This window comes from Gemmatimonadota bacterium (assembly GCA_009841265.1).
Lineage (GTDB): Bacteria > JAAXHH01 > JAAXHH01 > JAAXHH01 > JAAXHH01 > JAAXHH01.
In genome coordinates, this window is the sequence record VXMB01000014.1 from 387,737 (window position 1) to 405,073 (window position 17,337).

Below are 17,337 nucleotides of genomic sequence, written 5' to 3' on the forward strand. Positions count from 1 at the left end.
TGTCGGCGGGGGTTAATCTGAGGCGGTCGGTCCTGGATTTCGACCATGTGTCCCTCGATGCGGCAGGCGGCCGATCCTGCTTTGCCGACAGCGTACAGACGGCCGGAGCAATCATCATGACCAATCCCTGGTACGTCGATTACTTCGGCGAAGATTACTACCATTTCGACCACCACGAGGACACGGACCTCGAAGTGGATGGCCTCGCGCGCCTGATCGGGCGTCCGGACGGGAGCGGGGTCCTGGACCTCGGCTGCGGTTACGGACGGGTGAGCACGCCACTGAGAAAACGCGGATACCGGGTCGTGGGATACGACCTGTCTCCCCCGCTGCTGAAACGTGCCCGCGAGCGGGACCCCGCGGGGACCTGGGTAAGGGGCGATATGCGCTTCCTGCCTTTTTCCGGGCAGTTCGACACGGTCATCAGCCTGTTCAACACCCTGGGGTACTTCGAAGAGGAAGACGAGAACTTCAGGGTACTGAAATCGGTCTCCGAGGCACTGCGGCCCGGCGGGCGGCTCGTGTGCCAGCTCGTCAACCGCGACTACCTGGTCCGCCGGTTCGCCGCCCAGGAAGTCCATCGGCGGGACGGCCGCATCCTGCTCGAAGAGCGCGAATTCGATCCCGTGGCCAACCGAGTCCATACACAATCGACCGTGCTCAACGGCGCCGAAAAACGGACGTACGCGTCATCCATACGGGTCTACACGGTGACCGAACTGGACTTGCTCCTGGCCGCCGCGGGCATGACGATCGGGGCGGTCCACGGCGGGCTCGATTTCAGGCCGTACGACTGGGATACGAACCAGTTGGTCATCGTCGCCGAACGGACCGGATAGCGCCGAACCCGGGCCGGATCCAGCCCCCAATCTGCTTGACAAAACCCCCCTCCGCCCGTAGGATTCAGTGTCGTTTCATTGCATCCGGGCAAGGATAGAACGCAAAGGAAATTTACATGGCATCCGACCCGTTGCGCGTGGGGGTGATCGGGCTTGGATTCGGCCAGTACCACGTCCGCGGCTACCAGGCCTGCCCCGGCGTGGTGGTCGAGACCGTCTGCAGCCGGACCGCGGCGACCGCCCAGCGCGTGGCGAAGGACTACGGGATCGCAGAGACCCACACGGATTACCGCGCGGTGCTGGATCGCGGGGACATCGACGCGGTGAGCATCTGCACGCCCGTGAACCTCCACCGGCAGATGGTCATGGAGGCCCTGGAAGCCGGCAAGCACGTGCTGTGCGAGAAGCCGCTCGGACTGAACGCCGAAGAGGCCAAAGACATGCTCGAAAGCGCCCGCCGGAGCGGCAAGGTCCACATGACCAACTTCGGCTGGCGGTTCAATGGTCCGGCCTTTCGCATGAAATCCCTGCTCGAAGAGGGGTATATCGGCAGGGTCTACCACCTGAACGCCCGCTACATGATGGGTTACCGGGCGAGTCCCCGGAAGGCGCACAGCTGGCGGGAGCGGCGCCTGGAGGCGGGACTCGGCGCCATGGGCGACCTCGGCGTGCACCTGATCGACATGACGCGGTGGTGGGCCGGCGAGTTCGAACGGGTGTGCGCGCTGATGCACACGCTCATTCCCGAACGCCGCGCGCCGGACTCCTCCGCCATGCGGGAATCCGAGCTCGAAGACGCCTGCGCCTTCATCGCCCAGATGCAGGGCGGGGTCCAGGCCGTGTTCCACGTAAGCCGTTGCGCACTGTACACGGACTTCATTCACATCGACATCCACGGGAGCGACGGCGCGCTGCATTTCCAGTTCGTACGGGACACCATGCAGGCCAGTCTGAAGGGCGGCCAGGGGCTGCGGGGCAACCTCCAGCCGCTGTCCGTACCGTCCCAGCAAGGCGCGCTGTCTCCGCAGCGGCACTTCGTCGAAGCGATCCGGTCCGGCGTCGAAGCCGATCCGAGTTTCCACGAAGGGTACTGCGTGCAACAGGTCGCCGACGCCATAACCATCTCGGAGGAGCAGCAGACATGGGTATCCCTTTCCTGACATCGCGGCGGGTTCCGCGACGGGTTCCGCGGCGAACTCGGCCCCGGATTACGACCATGCTGATGATCCCCCTGTGCCTCTTCTGGCTCGCCGGCTGCGCCGGACAGGAATCGGAGCCGGAAACCGCGGACGCGGTCCCCGATCAGGCCCAGGTCATCGCGGAAGAGGTAATGGAGGCCATGGGGGGGCGGGATAACTGGGACGCCACCAGGTACATCCGGTTTTCGTTCTTCGGGTTCCGCACCCACTACTGGGACAAGCACGACGGTCGGCACCGCCTTTCCTGGACCGACCGCGAAAGCGGGCAGTCCCACGTGATCCTGATGAATCTGAATACGGGGGAAGGGCAGGCGTTCGTTGACGGCTCGGAAGTCACGGACATGGAGGCGCAGAACCAATCCCTGGAGCGTGCCCGGGGCGCATGGATAAACGACACCTACTGGCTGCTGATGCCCTACAAGCTGCAGGACCCGGGTGTTGACCTGGCCTACGATGGCGAGGAAGTCGTAGACGGCACCGTCTACGACAAGCTGCATCTCAGTTTCAATGAGGTGGGGAATACACCGGGCGACGAGTACTGGGCCTATATCAACCGGGAAACCCGTCTCATGGACAAATGGGTCTATCTCCTGCAGTTGCGGGAGGGCCAGGACGAGCGAAGCCGGGGCGAATGGAAGTGGAACGACTGGCGCAGCCATGGCGACATCCTGTTGTCCGCGGAACGCGAGCGGATGGACGGCCAGAAGCGGTCCCACGAAGACCTGGCGGTGCTCGAGTTCGTAGACGATCGGGTATTTACGTCGCCCGACCCGGTATCTCCCGAGATGGTACGGGAGCGAACCGGGCAGCCTGGTCCCGGCGCGTCCGAGTCGTCCGGCGCGTCCGAGTCAACCGGAGTTCCGAGCGCCACCACACAGCCTGCCGAAGGGTCGGAGTGACAAAGCCGTCATGTCCACCGCACCGCCCTCGCCCGAACACGTTGCCCTCGATCACCCGGAAAAGGGCGAACTGACCGTATTCTGGAACGACGGCAGCGCAAGAAAGTACGCCCTGGCCGATCTTCGTAAGGCCTGTCCCTGTGCCACCTGCCGCGATCTGAGGGATCAGTTGTCCTCCGCCGCCGGGTTGACCTTGCTTGCCAACGAATCGCTGGATCCGAGCGTCGAGGTGGTCGACATGAGTACCGTCGGACGCTACGCGCTGCAGTTTACCTGGAAAGACGGCCATAATACCGGCATCTACACGTACGAGTACCTGTACGGCACGGGCCAGGACCTCGACGGGGAAGGAAAGGATCGATGAAGGTCAAGGTTGGTTTCCTGGGGGTGGCCCATCCGCACGCCCTTCCCCATTTCCGCACCCTGGAGCTGCTGGACGAGGTATCGGGCATCGTGGCCTGGGACGAGGATGACGAAGCGCTGGAACGGTTGCGGCGCGAGGACCATCCGAAGCTGGAACCCGGGCGGACCACCTTCGACCGGATCATGGAGCGGGAGGACATCCCCATCGTCGTTTCACTGGCGACGAACGACCGGAATCCCGAATGGGTGATCCGGGCGGCGAAGGCGGGAAAGCACGTCCTGACCGAGAAACCGGTCGCGGCCAGCAGCGCGGACATGGCGCCCCTGCTCGACGCGGTTCGCGGTGCCGGGGTTCGCCTGGGGGTCTACTACACCTGGCGGTCTCACCCCATCGTCAATGATCTCAGGGTGTTGATCGACGCGGGCGTTATCGGAAAGCTGTTGTCCGTGGAAGGCCGGATGGTCACGTCCCAGGTCCGTTTCCGCGACCCTGCGCACTGGCTGTTCCGGAAGCGGATTGCCGGCGGCGGCATCCTCAGCTGGCTGGGCTGCCACTGGATCGACGCGATCCGGTACGTCACGCGGGACGAGGTCACGGCCGTTACCGCCATGGTGGATACGTTGAACGAGCAGCCCATCGACGTGGAGGATACGGCCGGGGTAATCATGCGGATGGGCAGCGGCGCGATCGCCACGCTTCACGCCGGATACCTCCTGCCCATCAGCCAGGCCGGGTACCTGTCGGGCAGCTACGACACCTACCTGGGTTTCCGCGGTCTGGAAGGCAACATCACCTGGTATCCCACCGATGAGGACCGGCCCGTCGTCGTCGAGAGCACGTCGAAGGCCTGGGACGCCACGCCCCGCCGTGAATTGAAGTACGTCGTCGCGGAATCCGAAGCATATGGGGGCCGGTACGGCCAGGACTTCGTCGGCCGGTTCATCGCCTCGGCCATGGGGGACGGTCAATCGGCCGGTACGGTCAGCCCGGTCAGCCCGGACGGCCCGGACGGCCTTCCAGAACCGCAAGCCCCATACGATGACGGGGAGAACGCCTTGCGTGTTCTGCAGATTATAGAAGCCGCGTATCGTTCCAGCGAAACGGGCCGCATGGTTTCCCTGGAACAGGACCGGGAGGGTTAGGCGCTCATGGCTTCGATGGGTGGCAAAGTGGTGGTGGTTACCGGTGCATCGACCGGTATCGGGCAGTCGGCGGCCGAGGCCTTTGCCCGCGAAGGCGCCACGGTCGTCCTGACGGCCCGTTCCGAGGGAAGGCTGGAACGTATCGCCGCGGACATCGAGAAGGCGGGTGGACGGGCTGTCCCCATGGCCGTGGACGTCACGGACCGGTCCGCCGTGTTCGAGAAAATGAAAGAGATTGCGGCGTCCCAGGGAAGTATAGACGTGCTGGTCAACAACGCGGGCATCGGCCTGCTGAGCCCGGTGGAGGGTATGGATCCGGAGGAATTGAAGCGGATCTTCGACGTGAATTTCTTCGGCCTGATCTGGTGCACGCAGGCGGTGCTGCCCCACATGATCAAGCAGAAAAGCGGCCGGATCGTCAATATCTCATCCGTCGCCGGTAAGCGCGCGCTGCCCCACATCTCGGCCTACTGCGCAAGCAAATTCGCCGTGCAGGCCTTCTCGGACAGCCTGCGCATGGAGGTGGCCGAACACGGCATCACCGTTACGGTCCTCTGCCCGCCCCGGGTCGACACGACCTTCCACGACACGCCCCTGATGAGACAGAAAGGGCAGCGGATGAGCGCCCCTTCGATCTCCGCGGAATACGTGGCTGCGGCCATTGTCCGCGCCGCCCGACGGGGAAGCCGGGAAGTCGTGGTGTCCTTCTATGGCAAGTTCTTCGTCTTCTTCCACTGGCTGTCGCCCCGCCTCCTGGAATGGATCATGAAGCACCTCTGGATGCGGCTTGACACGAAGAAGACCGAAAGGACGGGCAGCGACGAGCAACCTTGAAGTCCGCCCTGAAGATCCCCGGCTATCCGTTCACCGATTTCGAAATCTCCTCGACCGCACCGAGTAGTTTATCCACCTCGGCCGCCGTGACCATGATATGCATCGAGGCGCGGTTGGCGTCCCAGCCGACCTGCATGTGGGTCACGCTGCGGATGTAGATGTTGTAATCCTCCAACAGCTTTGAATTCAGATCCCGTGTCGGCACCCCCTTGATTCGGAAGGGGACCAGACCCGCGTGAAGCCGTGGATCCTCGGAAGCGAACACCTCTACGCCGTCGATATTGCGGAGTCCGTTGGCCAGTTTGCCGGCCAGGTAGCGGATGCGGGCCTCGATCCCTTCAGGGGTCAGGTGGTTGTGGAAATCGAGCGCCGCGTTCACGGCCGTCCACTTTGCATAGCAGCTGGAACCCCGCCGCGTATACTGGCCGGCCGAGTTCATCCGCTCGAGCCACCGCTCGTTCGTGGAGAGATCCTCGCCGTACATGTTCTTGCCCGCGAAGGGCGTGGTCGAGGTGACGGGCTGAATCCGGTCGAACATGTCCTCTTTCACATAGAAGAACCCGGACTGCATGGAGGCCAGCATCCACTTGTGCGACGGGCCGGCGTACATGTCGCATCCGAGGTCGTGCATGTCGAGCTTGACCATGCCCGGTGGTTGGGCGCCGTCGACCAGCGTGATAACGCCCTTTGACCGCGCCATCTCGCAGATCTCCTTGACCGGCATGAACAGTCCGTCCGTGTAGTTCGTATGACAGAAGCTGAGCAGCTTGGTCCGTGGCGTGATCGCGGCTTCGAAGGCCTTCAGGAGGTCGTCCGGCGACTTCGGCGGGTGAAGCTTCGGATCGGAAAGGTCGATGACGCCTACCTTCAGCTTGTCCCGGTGCGCCCGGTTCAGCACGGGGTTCGTGCCGGCACCGTGGCAGTGGTTGGTATAGAGGATCTCGTCCCCGGGTTCGAGAACGGGTCCGAAAGTACCCGTGATCATCCCGTCGGTCGTATTGTTCGCCAGGGCGAGTTCGTTGGGTTTGCAGCCGACGTACGCGGCGAATTTGGCCATGAACGCGTCGGCATAGTCCATGGTATAGTGATTTAGCCTGAAATCCACGTAATCGTTGTTGAGGCGATTCAACGCTTCGATCTGCGCCATGTGGACGCTGCGCGGCGATGGTCCCCGCGTTCCGGTGTTCATGTAGGCGAGGTCAGGGCGGATCAGGAACTGTTTGGTGACCAGTTTCCAGAACTGTTCGTCATCGGGCGCGGCCGCCGCGCCCATGTCGTTCATGTCCACCGACGCTCGGGCGGATTTCGTTCCCAGCGACAGCAGGGCGGCGCCTGCCAGCGTGCCGCCGAGAAAGCGGCCCAGGAAACCCCTGCGGTTGAGCGCCGCCAGTTCCCTGGGATCTTCGAATCTCGGATCGAAGTTCAGATCCGGTAAGAGGGGGTTCATGGAAGTACCTCCGAATCAGCCGTCCGCAACCGGCGCTGCACCGGGTGGTTCCAGCACGGTATTCATCCGGTTGAAGGCGATCATGAAAAGCTGGGGAAGAGATACTCTTATTTATGCGTCACGGCCCGATTTTAAGCAACCTGTTTTTGATTCGAAGGCTAAGAAATCACTTGACAAGGCACCCCCCTTCCGTATATTTGCCCGAAGGAGCAAATCCTTTAATCCTCATCCCCGACAACCTATGCGCGACCACCGACCAGGCATCCCACCGTCTTTGTCGGTGCCGTGTATTCATTGAGGTTGTCAGGGAGACCATTTCTTCCTATGAAGGGCAGGAGTGTCAGTATGGAACGCGGCACGGTAAAGTGGTTTAACGAACGCAAGGGGTTCGGATTCATCGCGCGTGACGATGGGGACGATGTGTTCGTTCACTATTCGGCGATCGTCGCACAGGGATTCAAGACGCTGAATGAAGGCGATGAAGTCACCTTTGACATAACTGAAGGTCCCAAGGGACTCCAGGCCGCTAACGTAACCAAGGTGTCCGGTTAGAGACGCCGTCACAGCACAGTACGCAAGTGTGATAGCCCGTGGACTGATCCGCACAGTACACGGGCTATTGTGTATCGATGGACACAGTGCTAACGGACGCGCTGTCAACGGACGCGCTGCCAACGGACCGACCCCGTACGGACCCGCCCGAACACTGGGCGCCCTGGAGATGCCCGTATGCCCGGCAGAGACTCGCCTGTTCCGGTAACCGACTTCGACACGCCCTCCCTCGAGTTTGACTTCCCCCGCCTGAGCATCGGATTCGCCGAGTACGACGAAGGCCCGACCGGATGTACCGTCTTCCTTTTCGACGAAGGCTTCGTCACGGCCGTCGACGTGCGCGGCGGCATGCCCGGCGTGGTCGAATCCGAGTACCAGTTCCACCACGCCATCTGCTTCGCAGGGGGTTCGTTGCACGGGCTGGAAGCCGTTTCCGGCGTGCGGGCCGTCCTGACCGCTGCGGCGGCGCCGGGCAATCCCCCGCCCCTCCCGCTCGTCGCCGGCGCGATCATCTTCGACTGGTTCAACCGGAAGGGTTTCGTGTATCCGGACAAGGCGCTTGGAAAAGCGGCCGCGGAGGCGGCGTCACCGGGCCGGTTCTTCTACGGCCGGCGTGGCGCGGGACGCTGGGCGGGCGTCGGCCAGGGAGGCGCTTTTCGCGAGATCGGCGCGACGAAGATCGCCGTTTTCACCGTGGTGAACGCCCTGGGTGACATCGTGGACCGCGAAGGCCGGGTCCGCACGCGGGATCATCGTCATCCCTACGACAAGCTGGAAGCGCGCCTCGCCAGGGGCTCGAAATCCAGGTCCGACCAGGTGGGCAGGCATACCACGCTGACGCTGGTCGTGACCAACCAGAAATGGACCCAGGGTGAACTGAACCAGATCGGCAGGCAGGTCCACGCGTCCATGGCCCGGGCGATCCAGCCTTTTCACACGACGCGGGACGGGGACGTGCTGTTTACGGCGACGACGGGCGAGGTGGAGAACAGGCGTCTGAAGAGCACGACCGATTTCGGGATGATCGCCTCGGAACTGGCCTGGGACGCCGTGCTGAACAGCCTGGGAGCGTGAGCCACGGTCACCCGGCCGTTCAACGAGCGAGGTTCTCGTACACCGCACGGGCTTCCCGGAACTGGCCGATCACGTGATCGATTTCCTCTTGCGAACGCCAGCCAGGATGTGCTTCGGCCATTTCGATGAGCCGGTCGATCCACCGGACGAAGTACCGGGCGGAATCCGGGTTGCGGATCGGGTCATCGCCCGCGTAGACCCGAATGGACTGCGTGGTGGCCAGCGGATAGCGGTCGTCGATGGGATGGGTCCACGGGGCGCCCTCGGCCTGGAGGGTGTACCATCCGCTTTCGCGAACGGTCATCTCTTCCTCGAAAACCGCTTCCGTACCTTTTCCGGACAGCGGGATCTCCTTCAGAATCCGGCCGTTCCGGTAGACCATGACCTTCTCGAGGGGTACGATGCTCCGGACCTCTCCGCGAAGGGTGATCGAACCGCCTTCTGCCGGAAGCCGGATGACCTCGCCGGGCATCGCATCGTCGATGGTGAATTCAAGCAGCGGTCCATTGGTGGCGAAGGTCCGTCCGGCCCGCAGCGCTGACAGCCAGGCATCCCAGGACAGGGGCTTGTCGCCCAGGTAGACGTAGGACCGCACCTGTCCGACGATGGCGGTGCGGTACATGCTGCTGATGGAGTCCTCCCCGCCCGTCAGCACGATGTTGATGTCGTTGTTGAGCAGGTGATGCCACACGTCGAGTACGGCGTGTCCCGCCCCCGAGATCTCGAGGGCTTCCACGGTACCCAGCGCCGCGTCCACGGGAAATGCCTTGGCGCTGCCCAGCGTCGGATTTTCGCCGCCCAGTGGATCGGCCTCTCCGAAATAGGGATGGACGTATGCCCTGAATGCGCCCTGCTCACCGGCAAGCTTCAGCATATCCGTGTTCGACGGGTACAGGCTGTATATCGCGGTGCCCTCGTAACCGGACGCGAAGGGCGACAGGAGGAAGTCCGAAAGCCCGATGAAGTATACATGCCCGTGGAAAGCGGGACGGTACTCCTCACCCACGTGCAGGACGTGATCCGGCGTGGAAAGGGCGTCGGGCTTGCCCGTGAAGAACTGGTAGTCGAGCATGCGGTTGTCCTTGTTGGCCACGAGTTCGTTGACCACGGACTGGTCCTCCGCCTCCGACATGTGCATCAGGTTCTCCAACGTGTTGTGCAGGTCCCCCGCGTAGTTCATGTGAATGTGGGTGCTGCCGCTGTACCATCCCTTTTTCCGCATGTCCGTCATGCGCCGCAGCGTCAGGGCCACGGCAGTGGTCTTCCCGTCCTCGATCTCGACGGTCGTGCTGGCGGGATGGTATTCGAACCCCTTCATGGCTTCCACGGTCAGCGGACCGGCCGGGACATCCAGGATAATCGATCCGGGTGCGTGAAAGAAGTGTTCCCGGAGCCGGCCGACGCGGTGGTACGCGCCTTCCGCGGCATAGGACTTGCCGTCGGATGCCCGGGCATAGACGCGGACCGTGGCCGGTTTCCCCGTTTCGCCGTCCAGCACGGTGACCGCCGCCCGGCCGTGGGGACCGCGCCAGCGCTTTTCCTCGATCACGATGTCGGTAAGCTTGCCGCCTACCGTCTCCATGATCCGCAGAACTGGCAGGCCGTTTTCATTGGTGATGTAGGCAATTCTGGACCCGTCCGGCGACCAGCGGGGATAGAAGTCGTCCCAATCTCCGAAGGTGATCTTGTAGGGATGGCCCCCATCGGCGGGCAGCAGGTAGAGTTTCGTGTACTGGCCGCCGCGGTGGGACGCGTACACGAAGCGGGACCCGTCCGGCGACCAGTGCGGCCGAGTCCGGTACAGCGTCTGTTCTTCGAATACGACTCGGGCCCGGTCGATGCCGAACGGCTCGACGGGCATCCGCCAGACGGCGCCGGATCCGAGGGGAATGCCGCGGTTGCCGATGAACATCAGCTCACTGCCGTCCGGCGACCAGCTCGGTTCGATGTGGAGGTCATAGGCGCCGAAGTACAGGCGGCTCCTGCCATAGTCGTTGTCGCGGGTCAGCTGTATCGGGTCTCCGGCTGCGCTGCCGTCCGCCATGTCCTGCACGAAGATGTTGAAATAACCGTTGGGTTCCGTGGACACGTAGGCCAGCCTGGAACCGTCGGGCGACCAGGCGGGGTCGAGATAGAGGTGATCCCCGGTCTTCAGCGGACGGGAAACCCCGGTTTCGACGTTCAGGACCATGAGATCGATCGTCCGGTTGTCGGCTTCCGCCGAGTAGGCGATCCATGCGCCGTCGGGCGACCAGGCCGGTGAGGAGTCGTAGGTTTCGTTGTCCGTGAGTTCGTAAGCCGTGCGTTCGCCCAGTCGCATCCGCCATATCGAACCGTGCAGCGCGAAGGCCAGTGTCTCGCCGTCGGGGGACCATGCCGGCCGGCGGGGCGTGGTCGTGGAAGGCGGCGGCAGGTAGAAGTTGTGCATGTAGTTGCCGCCGGTACGGGCAGCCTGGTAGGCCGTTGGAGGAGGCTGCTGGGCTTCCGTACCGTTTGCCGCCACGATGAGGCCGGCGGCGAGGACGAGGCGCAGGGACGCGGATATCCGCTGGATCATATTGTAACACCTCCCAGTGCCTTCTCCACTTCGGATTCCCACGTGCCGTCCACGCGAACGCCGTACTCCGCCACCCCTCCCGTCGCCCGTGGTCCGGTGACATAGGGCCGGTAGTCGCGGCCGTCCGCGATGAGTTGCTCCGGCGCGTAGTCCGCGCGCAGAAAGTGGAAGGCGATGCCCGCGCGGGACCGGTCCGTCCGGTTGTGGCCGGTGCAGTGCGCGGTGCCGTAGCAGAAGAACAGGGCGCCGCCCGCTTTCAGTTCGATGGTGTCCGCCTGTTCCTCCGGCGGATAGCAGCGGATGTGGTGATCGCTGTAGGGGTCCCGGCTGTGCTCGTAGGGTGTCCGGTAACTGCCGGGAATCACCTGCATGGTGCCGTTCTCGACGGTGGCGTCGTGCACGGCGATCCACATGGCCGTTCCCATGAGCGGATCGCGGATCTTGAAATAGGCGTTATCCTGGTGCCAGTGGGTGCCCATGCCGTCTCCGCCCGGCTTGAGAAAGACCTGGTCCAGGTGAAGAATAAAGGGATCTCCGATTAACTGGGAGATGGCACCGGCCACGTCGGGCTGGAACGGAAGAGCCCTGAACAGGTCGCTGTGCCGGTACATCGGGCACAGTTGCAGATTGCGCTGCGTGGTGGACGTCGTCTTCCCGTCGCCCTCCGTGGCGACGTTGCGCAGGGCGCCGTCTTCCATGAGACGATCGATCTCGGCCTGGAGGGCCCGGGTCTCCCGGTCCGTGAAGAATCCCGGTCTGACCACGTAGCCGTGGGTGCTGAAATGGGCGACTTCGTCGCTTGTCAAAGTCATCTTCTGGAAGTCCTTTATCTGTGGGGATTATCTGTGGAGGTATTTTAGCAGGTTCATTCGGTGTCTGAAACGCATGCGGCCGGCAGGTATGTGCACTATGACCAACCCGGGCTTGCATAGTCAAGCGGAAGATGGCCTACACGCCAACCGGGGTTGTTTCCGAAATCGCCTCGTTTCCGAAACGTTCGATGGCTTCCAGGGTTTCGCGCACGTCGTCCCAGGTCGTGGTGTAGTTGACGATGCAGAGCCTGAGTGTAAACCTGCCCCGCAACAGGGTCGATGACATGAGGGCGGGGTCCTCCCAGAAGACGCGGGCGAGCACTTTCCGGTTTATTCTCTCGAGCGATCCCTCATCGAGGTCTGCGGCGGCGGAATTGACGCGGAAGCATACGATACCGAGCGATGACGGCAACAACAATTCCAGGGTCCCGCTGTTCCGGATATGCTCCTCGGCCCGCCCGGCCAGTTCCATGCCATTGGAAACGGCGTTTCGGAATGCAGTCATTCCAAAGGTCTTCACGGACACCCAGATTTTCAGGGCCCGTACCGACCGGCTCAGTTGCAGGCCCCGGTCCGAGAAGTTGGGGTGGTTCGCGCCCCATATCGTGTCCTGGAGGATATCGTGCCGTACGGCGAATGCGCGCTCGAGGTGGCCTAAGTCCTTCACCATCAGGCAGCCGGCTTCGTAGGGTTGAAAGAACAGCTTGTGCGCGTCCAGACCGATGGAGTCCGCCCGTTCGATGCCGCGCAGGAGGTCCTTTCCCTTTTCGGTGATTACCGTAAAACCGCCGTAGGCGGCATCGACGTGGAGCCAGATGCCGTCCGCCTCGCAGAAATCCGCGATCGTTTCGAGCGGATCGATTGCGCCTGTACTGGCCGCCCCGGCGTTGGCGCAGACCGCCACCGGTTCTAATCCCGCGGCCCGGTCCGCTGCCACCGTTTGCTTCAGCGCCTCCGGATCCATCCGGAAAAGCGCGTCGGTAGGAATCAAACGCACGTTTTCGGATCGTATGCCCATGATCCTGGCCGCCCGGACCAGCGCGCTATGGCTCTGGTCGCTCATATAGACCGTGCCGCGTTCGGGCGCGCCCGCAGACTCCCGTGCCGCGACCAGGGCTTCCAGGCTGGCCGCGGAGCCTCCGGAAGTCATCAGGCCGCCGGCGGTGTCCGGATACCCCAGCCAGCGCCGGATCCAGTCCATGACGACCAGTTCCATCTGGCTCGCCCCACTTGATGTGAGCCATGTACACTGGTTGACCTGGTAGGCGGAGACCATGAAGTCCGCCAATATGCCGGGCCAGGTCGGCGCCGAAGGGATGAACGCGAAGGACCGGGGGTGGTCAAGCCGGGCGCCCAGGGGTAGTATGTCCTTTGCCGCCCTCCCCAGGACCTCCAGCGCGGGGCTGCCGTGTTCGGGCGGATCCTCCATGAGCTGATCTTCCAGTTCTTGCTTGAACTCGCCGTCCCAGGCCTGTTCATCCGGAAGATTCCTGATACGTTCTATAATGATTTCCGCCGTCCTGGTCGCGAGCTCGAGCATGACGTCGGGGGTCATCTGGAGGCTGTTAAGCGCTTCCGCACTTGATTCTGCGTGCTGCTTTTCCCGATTCTCCCGACACATTTTTAACCTCTTCCGATACCCGTTATCGCTCAGTGTCACGAAACGCTCAGTGCCACGAATCCAGGTACGCCTTCTGTTCCGGCGTCAACTCGTCCACGGCCAATCCCATGCTCGCGAGCTTCAGGCCGGCGATCTCGCGGTCGATTTCATCCGGCAGGGTGTGTACTCCGGGTGTCATTTCCTCGTGCCTGGCTGCCAGGTGCTCCGCCGCCAGGGCCTGGTTGGCGAAGGACAGGTCCATGACCGCGGCGGGATGTCCCTCGCCGGCAACCAGGTTGACCAGCCGGCCCTCGCCGAGGAGATACAGTCTCCGGCCGTTCGCCAGGACGTACTCCTCCACCCATGGGCGCAGGGACTGTCGCTCGACCGCGAGGGCGTCCAGGGCCTGCACGTCGATTTCCACGTCGAAATGTCCGGCGTTGGCCAGCATGGCGCCGTCTTTCATGGCTTCCAGGTGATCGCGGCGTATGACCCCGCGGTTTCCGGTCACGGTAATGAACAGGTCGCCCAGTGCGGCCGCCTCGGCCATGGGCAGTACCCGGAATCCTTCCATGGCGGCTTCCAGGGCCGCGACGGGGTCCACTTCCGTTACGATGACCTGACCGCCCAGGCCCCTGGCCCGGGATGCCACGCCCCGTCCGCACCAGCCGTAGCCGCAAACCACCACGGTTTTGCCCGCGATCAGCGCATTGGTTGCCCGGAGGATGCCGTCGAGCGCGCTTTGCCCCGTGCCGAACCGGTTGTCGAATTGGTGCTTGGTTTTTGAATCGTTGACCGCGATGACCGGAAAGGTCAGGTCGCCGTTCCGGACCATGCTTCGGAGCCGGTTAACGCCCGTGGTCGTCTCTTCCGTTCCGCCGATGATCTTGTCCAGCTGTTGGCGGTGGTCCCGATGCGCCGTGGTAACCAGGTCGGCCCCGTCGTCCAGCAGGAGATCCGGCTGCGCATCCAGCACGGTGTGCAGGTGCCGGCTGAATGTGCCGGAGTCTTCCCCTCTTTTCGCAAATACGGGCACCCCGTGATGCGCGACCAGGCTGGCAGCCACGTCGTCCTGCGTGCTCAAGGGATTGGACGCGCAGACGATGGGTTCCGCGCCGCCCGCTTTGATCGCCGTGACCAGGTTGGCCGTCTTGGTCGAAATGTGCAGGCACACGCCGACGCGCAGGTTACGAAGGGGCTGTTCCCGCACGAACCGGTCTTTTATCGCGCGCAAGACCGGCATCTGGCGGGCGTCCCACGCCATGCGCGCCGCGCCGGCCTCGGCGAGATCGGGATCACGGATGTCAGATTCCATGGCTACTGTCATTATGGCTTTCGGCGCATGGCACGTCAAGGTTATTACCGAAAGCGAATATTCGTATTGTTTTATTTACTTGATATAAAATAGACACCCTTCCGCGGTGCCCTCATATGCCCTTGACATCCGGGGTTTTCAACAACTAACATGGTGAGATTTCACTTCCGGGTAAGTGACTGATTTATAGCGTTTTACATGGACCGTTCTTCGTTTCCTCCGTTTGTTCGGACACTCCATGCTCGACCTCTCCAGAAAACGCCTCAACCGTACCATCCTTACCCTCGCATGGCCGGCCATTCTCGAGAACCTGATGCACACGACGGTGTACATCGTCGACAGCATCTTCATCGGTACCCTCGGAACGCTGGCTTTCGCCGCCGTCGGCCAGAGTTCCATGATCCTCTTTACCGTGGTATTCGTGTTCTACGGGATCGGGGTGGCGACGGGCGCCGTCGTGGCGAGGAACCTGGGCCGGGGCAACCAGAAGACGGCCTGCGAGGCCGCCGGCCAGGGAATCATACTCGGAACGTCCATCGGCCTTATGGTGGCCGCGCTGGGTCTGATGTTCGGCGAGGATCTCATGGTGTTTCTGGGTACGGAGCCGGACGTCGTCGAACGTGCCCAGGAGTACATGCCGATCGTCTTCGCCTTCAGCGTGCTGCGTCTTTTCATCTATACCAGCAGCGGGATCCTGCGCGCGGCCGGCGACACCAAGACGCCCATGTGGATCACCGGCGTCATGAACGTGTACAACATCTTCGCCGACTGGGTGCTGATCTTCGGCATCGGACCCTTCCCGGAACTGGGCATAACGGGCGCGGCCCTTGCCACGGGCACGGCTTACGTCCTGGGCGCCGTCCTGCTCCTGTACAGGCTGTTCCGCCGTCATGCGAGATTCAGGCTGTGCGGCAGCGACATCGGTATTATCAGATCCGAGCACCTGCGGACCATCATACGGATCGCCGTGCCGAATCTCGGAGAACAGTCCGTCATGCAATGCGCCTATTTCTCGTTCATGTGGATCGTGACCAGCCTGGGCACGACAGCGCTCACGGCGCATTTCATGACCATACGGGTGGAGATGGTATCCTTCATGCCCGTATTCGGACTTTCCATGGCCGTGGCCACCGTGGTCGGACAGAGCCTGGGCGCCGAGCGCCCCGAAATCGCCGAGCTCGCCGTGAAGAAGGCTGCTCGAATCGGCCTGATCGCCATGAGCGCGCTGGGTCTTATCTTCGTCGCCGTACCCGGTCTGCTCGTCGGCATCTACAGCCCGTCGCCGGAAGTGTATGACCTGGCCGTGCTCTGCGTGCGTATCGCCGCCCTCGAACTGCCGACGTCGGCTTTGCTGATGATCTACACCGGCGCCATGCGGGGCGCGGGAGACACCGTTAGCCCCATGCTGATCAGCATATTCGGCGCGATCTTCCTGCGGATCGGCATGATGTACGTGCTGGTGATCGAACTGGGCTGGGGATTGCCGGGGGTATGGTACGGTACGGCGCTGGACTGGGGTATCCGCCTGGTGATCGCCTGGTTCCTGTTCCGGCGGGGACGCTGGAAGAGGATAAAGATTTAGGGGGTATGAATCGATGCGGGTAGTATTGCAGCGCGTCTCCAGCGCTTCCGTCAAAATCGACGGCGCGGTAACCGGAGAAATCGGTCCCGGTCTCGTACTGCTCCTCGGTATTGCGAAGGACGATGCGCCAGAGGACGTGGAGTACGTCGTTAACAAATGCGCCGGACTCCGGATCTTCGGCGACGAACAGGGGAAGATGAATCGTTCTCTGCACGACGTGGGGGGCGAAGTGCTGGCCATTTCGCAGTTTACCCTGTTCGGAGATACCCGCAAGGGCCGCAGGCCCAGCTTCGAAAGCGCCGCGCCGCCCGAACAGGCCGAACCACTGTACGAGCTGGCGGTCGAACGCCTCAGGGAGCGCGGTATACGGGTCGCCACCGGCCGTTTCGGCGCCTACATGGAAGTGTCGCTGGTCAACGATGGGCCCGTGACCTTGACCGTCGAGTCCCGCCGATGAAGCAGATCGTCCTGGCCTCTTCCTCGCCCCGTCGGTCCAGCCTGCTCCGGCAGATCGGGATAACCTTCGAGATTGTGCTGCCGGACGTCGACGAATCCCGGTTTTCCTTTGAAGGCGATCCTTCCGGAACGGCAGAACGGCTCGCATTGGCCAAGGCGAAGAGCGCCGCCTGCCGGGTCGACCCCCGCGGCCGCCTGGTACTTGGCGCGGACACGGTGGTCCTGTTCGAGGACGAGGTCATCGGCAAGCCGAAAGATGCGGAAGACGCGTTCGCCATGTTGCAAAAGCTGGCCGGCCGTTCTCACCGTGTGCTCACGGGGTTCGCGCTGCTGGATCCGCAGGCGGACCGGGCGGTGACGGGACACGAGTGGACGACCGTCTCCATGCGGGAGTTAACCGACGCTAAAATCCGCGCGTACGTGGATACGGGCGAGCCTCTGGACAAGGCGGGATCCTATGGCGCCCATGCGTTGGGCGCCGGACTCATCACCCGCGTGGAGGGCTGTTTCTACAACGTGATCGGCCTTCCCCTCGCCCGGCTGCTGACGACTCTGGAAAACTTCGATGACCAAGCGCCGTGACCAGGGTCGCATCGGCGCGACCAATGTCGCAACGGTGTGATTAAGGACGGCACGGCAGGCCCAGGGGCCGACCGGGTAACGCC

16 protein-coding genes are annotated in these 17,337 nt (G+C 63.0%); 11 read left to right on the forward strand and 5 right to left on the reverse strand.

Going from position 1 to position 17,337, the window contains the following annotated elements; all coding sequences use genetic code 11:
- Nucleotides 1-116 precede the first annotated feature (116 nt).
- From F4X08_14245 to F4X08_14270, 6 genes are all read left to right on the forward strand, one after another.
- Nucleotides 117-839, forward strand: coding sequence for a methyltransferase domain-containing protein (locus F4X08_14245; protein MYD26958.1), 723 nt, complete (start codon nt 117-119; stop codon nt 837-839).
- A gap of 116 nt (nt 840-955) precedes the next feature.
- Complete coding sequence (locus F4X08_14250; GenBank protein MYD26959.1) at nt 956-1,999, forward strand: Gfo/Idh/MocA family oxidoreductase; 1,044 nt, start codon at nt 956-958, stop codon at nt 1,997-1,999.
- Nucleotides 2,000-2,055: 56 nt separating this feature from the next.
- The gene (locus F4X08_14255) at nt 2,056-2,937 is read left to right on the forward strand and encodes a hypothetical protein (GenBank protein MYD26960.1); all 882 of its coding nucleotides are present in this window, start codon (nt 2,056-2,058) and stop codon (nt 2,935-2,937) included.
- A 10-nt stretch (nt 2,938-2,947) separates the two neighbouring features.
- Nucleotides 2,948-3,301 (forward strand): DUF971 domain-containing protein, encoded by a 354-nt coding sequence (locus F4X08_14260; protein ID MYD26961.1) that lies wholly within the window; start codon nt 2,948-2,950, stop codon nt 3,299-3,301.
- Nucleotides 3,298-4,443, forward strand: coding sequence for a Gfo/Idh/MocA family oxidoreductase (locus F4X08_14265; protein MYD26962.1), 1,146 nt, complete (start codon nt 3,298-3,300; stop codon nt 4,441-4,443). The genes F4X08_14260 and F4X08_14265 overlap by 4 nt, the downstream gene beginning before the upstream one ends.
- Before the next feature lie 6 nt (nt 4,444-4,449).
- Nucleotides 4,450-5,277 (forward strand): SDR family oxidoreductase, encoded by an 828-nt coding sequence (locus F4X08_14270; protein MYD26963.1) that lies wholly within the window; start codon nt 4,450-4,452, stop codon nt 5,275-5,277.
- Nucleotides 5,278-5,299: 22 nt separating this feature from the next.
- On the opposite strand, the gene F4X08_14275 is transcribed toward F4X08_14270, so the two are convergent.
- Complete coding sequence (locus tag F4X08_14275) at nt 5,300-6,724, reverse strand: aminotransferase class V-fold PLP-dependent enzyme (GenBank protein MYD26964.1); 1,425 nt, start codon at nt 6,722-6,724, stop codon at nt 5,300-5,302.
- Between the two features lie 345 nt (nt 6,725-7,069).
- Between F4X08_14275 and F4X08_14280 the strand changes: the two genes are divergently transcribed.
- Both F4X08_14280 and F4X08_14285 read left to right on the forward strand, forming a co-directional pair.
- The gene (locus F4X08_14280) at nt 7,070-7,276 is read left to right on the forward strand and encodes a cold shock domain-containing protein (GenBank protein ID MYD26965.1); all 207 of its coding nucleotides are present in this window, start codon (nt 7,070-7,072) and stop codon (nt 7,274-7,276) included.
- Between the two features lie 177 nt (nt 7,277-7,453).
- Nucleotides 7,454-8,350 carry a 6-aminohexanoate hydrolase gene (locus F4X08_14285; GenBank protein ID MYD26966.1) on the forward strand — a complete coding sequence of 299 codons (897 nt, stop codon included), beginning with the start codon at nt 7,454-7,456 and terminating at the stop codon, nt 8,348-8,350.
- Between the two features lie 19 nt (nt 8,351-8,369).
- On the opposite strand, the gene F4X08_14290 is transcribed toward F4X08_14285, so the two are convergent.
- From F4X08_14290 to F4X08_14305, 4 genes are all read right to left on the reverse strand, one after another.
- Nucleotides 8,370-10,907 carry a hypothetical protein gene (locus tag F4X08_14290; protein ID MYD26967.1) on the reverse strand — a complete coding sequence of 846 codons (2,538 nt, stop codon included), beginning with the start codon at nt 10,905-10,907 and terminating at the stop codon, nt 8,370-8,372.
- Nucleotides 10,904-11,719, reverse strand: a complete 816-nt coding sequence (locus F4X08_14295) for a phytanoyl-CoA dioxygenase family protein (GenBank protein ID MYD26968.1) — start codon at nt 11,717-11,719, stop codon at nt 10,904-10,906. Before F4X08_14295 ends, F4X08_14290 begins: the two co-directional genes overlap by 4 nt.
- Before the next feature lie 136 nt (nt 11,720-11,855).
- Entirely contained in the window at nt 11,856-13,340 is a 1,485-nt protein-coding gene (locus tag F4X08_14300; GenBank protein ID MYD26969.1) for an aminotransferase class V-fold PLP-dependent enzyme, read from the reverse strand.
- 46 nt (nt 13,341-13,386) lie between these two features.
- A complete protein-coding gene (locus tag F4X08_14305; protein MYD26970.1) occupies nt 13,387-14,634 on the reverse strand; it encodes an adenosylhomocysteinase in 1,248 nt (415 codons plus the stop codon).
- Between the two features lie 238 nt (nt 14,635-14,872).
- Here F4X08_14305 and F4X08_14310 point away from each other — a divergent pair, with 238 nt between their 5' ends.
- The 3 genes from F4X08_14310 to maf are packed head-to-tail and all read left to right on the forward strand — an operon-like array spanning nt 14,873 to nt 17,254.
- Nucleotides 14,873-16,216: an MATE family efflux transporter gene (locus tag F4X08_14310; protein MYD26971.1), complete on the forward strand. Its 1,344-nt coding sequence runs from the start codon at nt 14,873-14,875 to the stop codon at nt 16,214-16,216.
- A 13-nt stretch (nt 16,217-16,229) separates the two neighbouring features.
- Nucleotides 16,230-16,673 carry a D-tyrosyl-tRNA(Tyr) deacylase gene (locus tag F4X08_14315; GenBank protein MYD26972.1) on the forward strand — a complete coding sequence of 148 codons (444 nt, stop codon included), beginning with the start codon at nt 16,230-16,232 and terminating at the stop codon, nt 16,671-16,673.
- A complete protein-coding gene (gene maf / locus F4X08_14320; GenBank protein ID MYD26973.1) occupies nt 16,670-17,254 on the forward strand; it encodes a septum formation protein Maf in 585 nt (194 codons plus the stop codon). The genes F4X08_14315 and maf overlap by 4 nt, the downstream gene beginning before the upstream one ends.
- Nucleotides 17,255-17,337 lie beyond the last annotated feature (83 nt).

Coding starts and splice junctions, on each gene's coding strand:
- F4X08_14310 (MYD26971.1), top strand. CDS start 14,873: ATGCTCGACCTCTCCAGAAAACGCCTCAACCGTACCATCCTTACCCTC.
- F4X08_14300 (MYD26969.1), bottom strand. CDS start 13,340: ATGTGTCGGGAGAATCGGGAAAAGCAGCACGCAGAATCAAGTGCGGAA.
- F4X08_14250 (MYD26959.1), top strand. CDS start 956: ATGGCATCCGACCCGTTGCGCGTGGGGGTGATCGGGCTTGGATTCGGC.
- F4X08_14265 (MYD26962.1), top strand. CDS start 3,298: ATGAAGGTCAAGGTTGGTTTCCTGGGGGTGGCCCATCCGCACGCCCTT.
- F4X08_14295 (MYD26968.1), bottom strand. CDS start 11,719: ATGACTTTGACAAGCGACGAAGTCGCCCATTTCAGCACCCACGGCTAC.
- F4X08_14315 (MYD26972.1), top strand. CDS start 16,230: ATGCGGGTAGTATTGCAGCGCGTCTCCAGCGCTTCCGTCAAAATCGAC.
- maf (MYD26973.1), top strand. CDS start 16,670: ATGAAGCAGATCGTCCTGGCCTCTTCCTCGCCCCGTCGGTCCAGCCTG.
- F4X08_14275 (MYD26964.1), bottom strand. CDS start 6,724: ATGAACCCCCTCTTACCGGATCTGAACTTCGATCCGAGATTCGAAGAT.
- F4X08_14280 (MYD26965.1), top strand. CDS start 7,070: ATGGAACGCGGCACGGTAAAGTGGTTTAACGAACGCAAGGGGTTCGGA.
- F4X08_14285 (MYD26966.1), top strand. CDS start 7,454: ATGCCCGGCAGAGACTCGCCTGTTCCGGTAACCGACTTCGACACGCCC.
- F4X08_14270 (MYD26963.1), top strand. CDS start 4,450: ATGGCTTCGATGGGTGGCAAAGTGGTGGTGGTTACCGGTGCATCGACC.
- F4X08_14305 (MYD26970.1), bottom strand. CDS start 14,634: ATGGAATCTGACATCCGTGATCCCGATCTCGCCGAGGCCGGCGCGGCG.
- F4X08_14260 (MYD26961.1), top strand. CDS start 2,948: ATGTCCACCGCACCGCCCTCGCCCGAACACGTTGCCCTCGATCACCCG.
- F4X08_14255 (MYD26960.1), top strand. CDS start 2,056: ATGCTGATGATCCCCCTGTGCCTCTTCTGGCTCGCCGGCTGCGCCGGA.
- F4X08_14245 (MYD26958.1), top strand. CDS start 117: ATGACCAATCCCTGGTACGTCGATTACTTCGGCGAAGATTACTACCAT.
- F4X08_14290 (MYD26967.1), bottom strand. CDS start 10,907: ATGATCCAGCGGATATCCGCGTCCCTGCGCCTCGTCCTCGCCGCCGGC.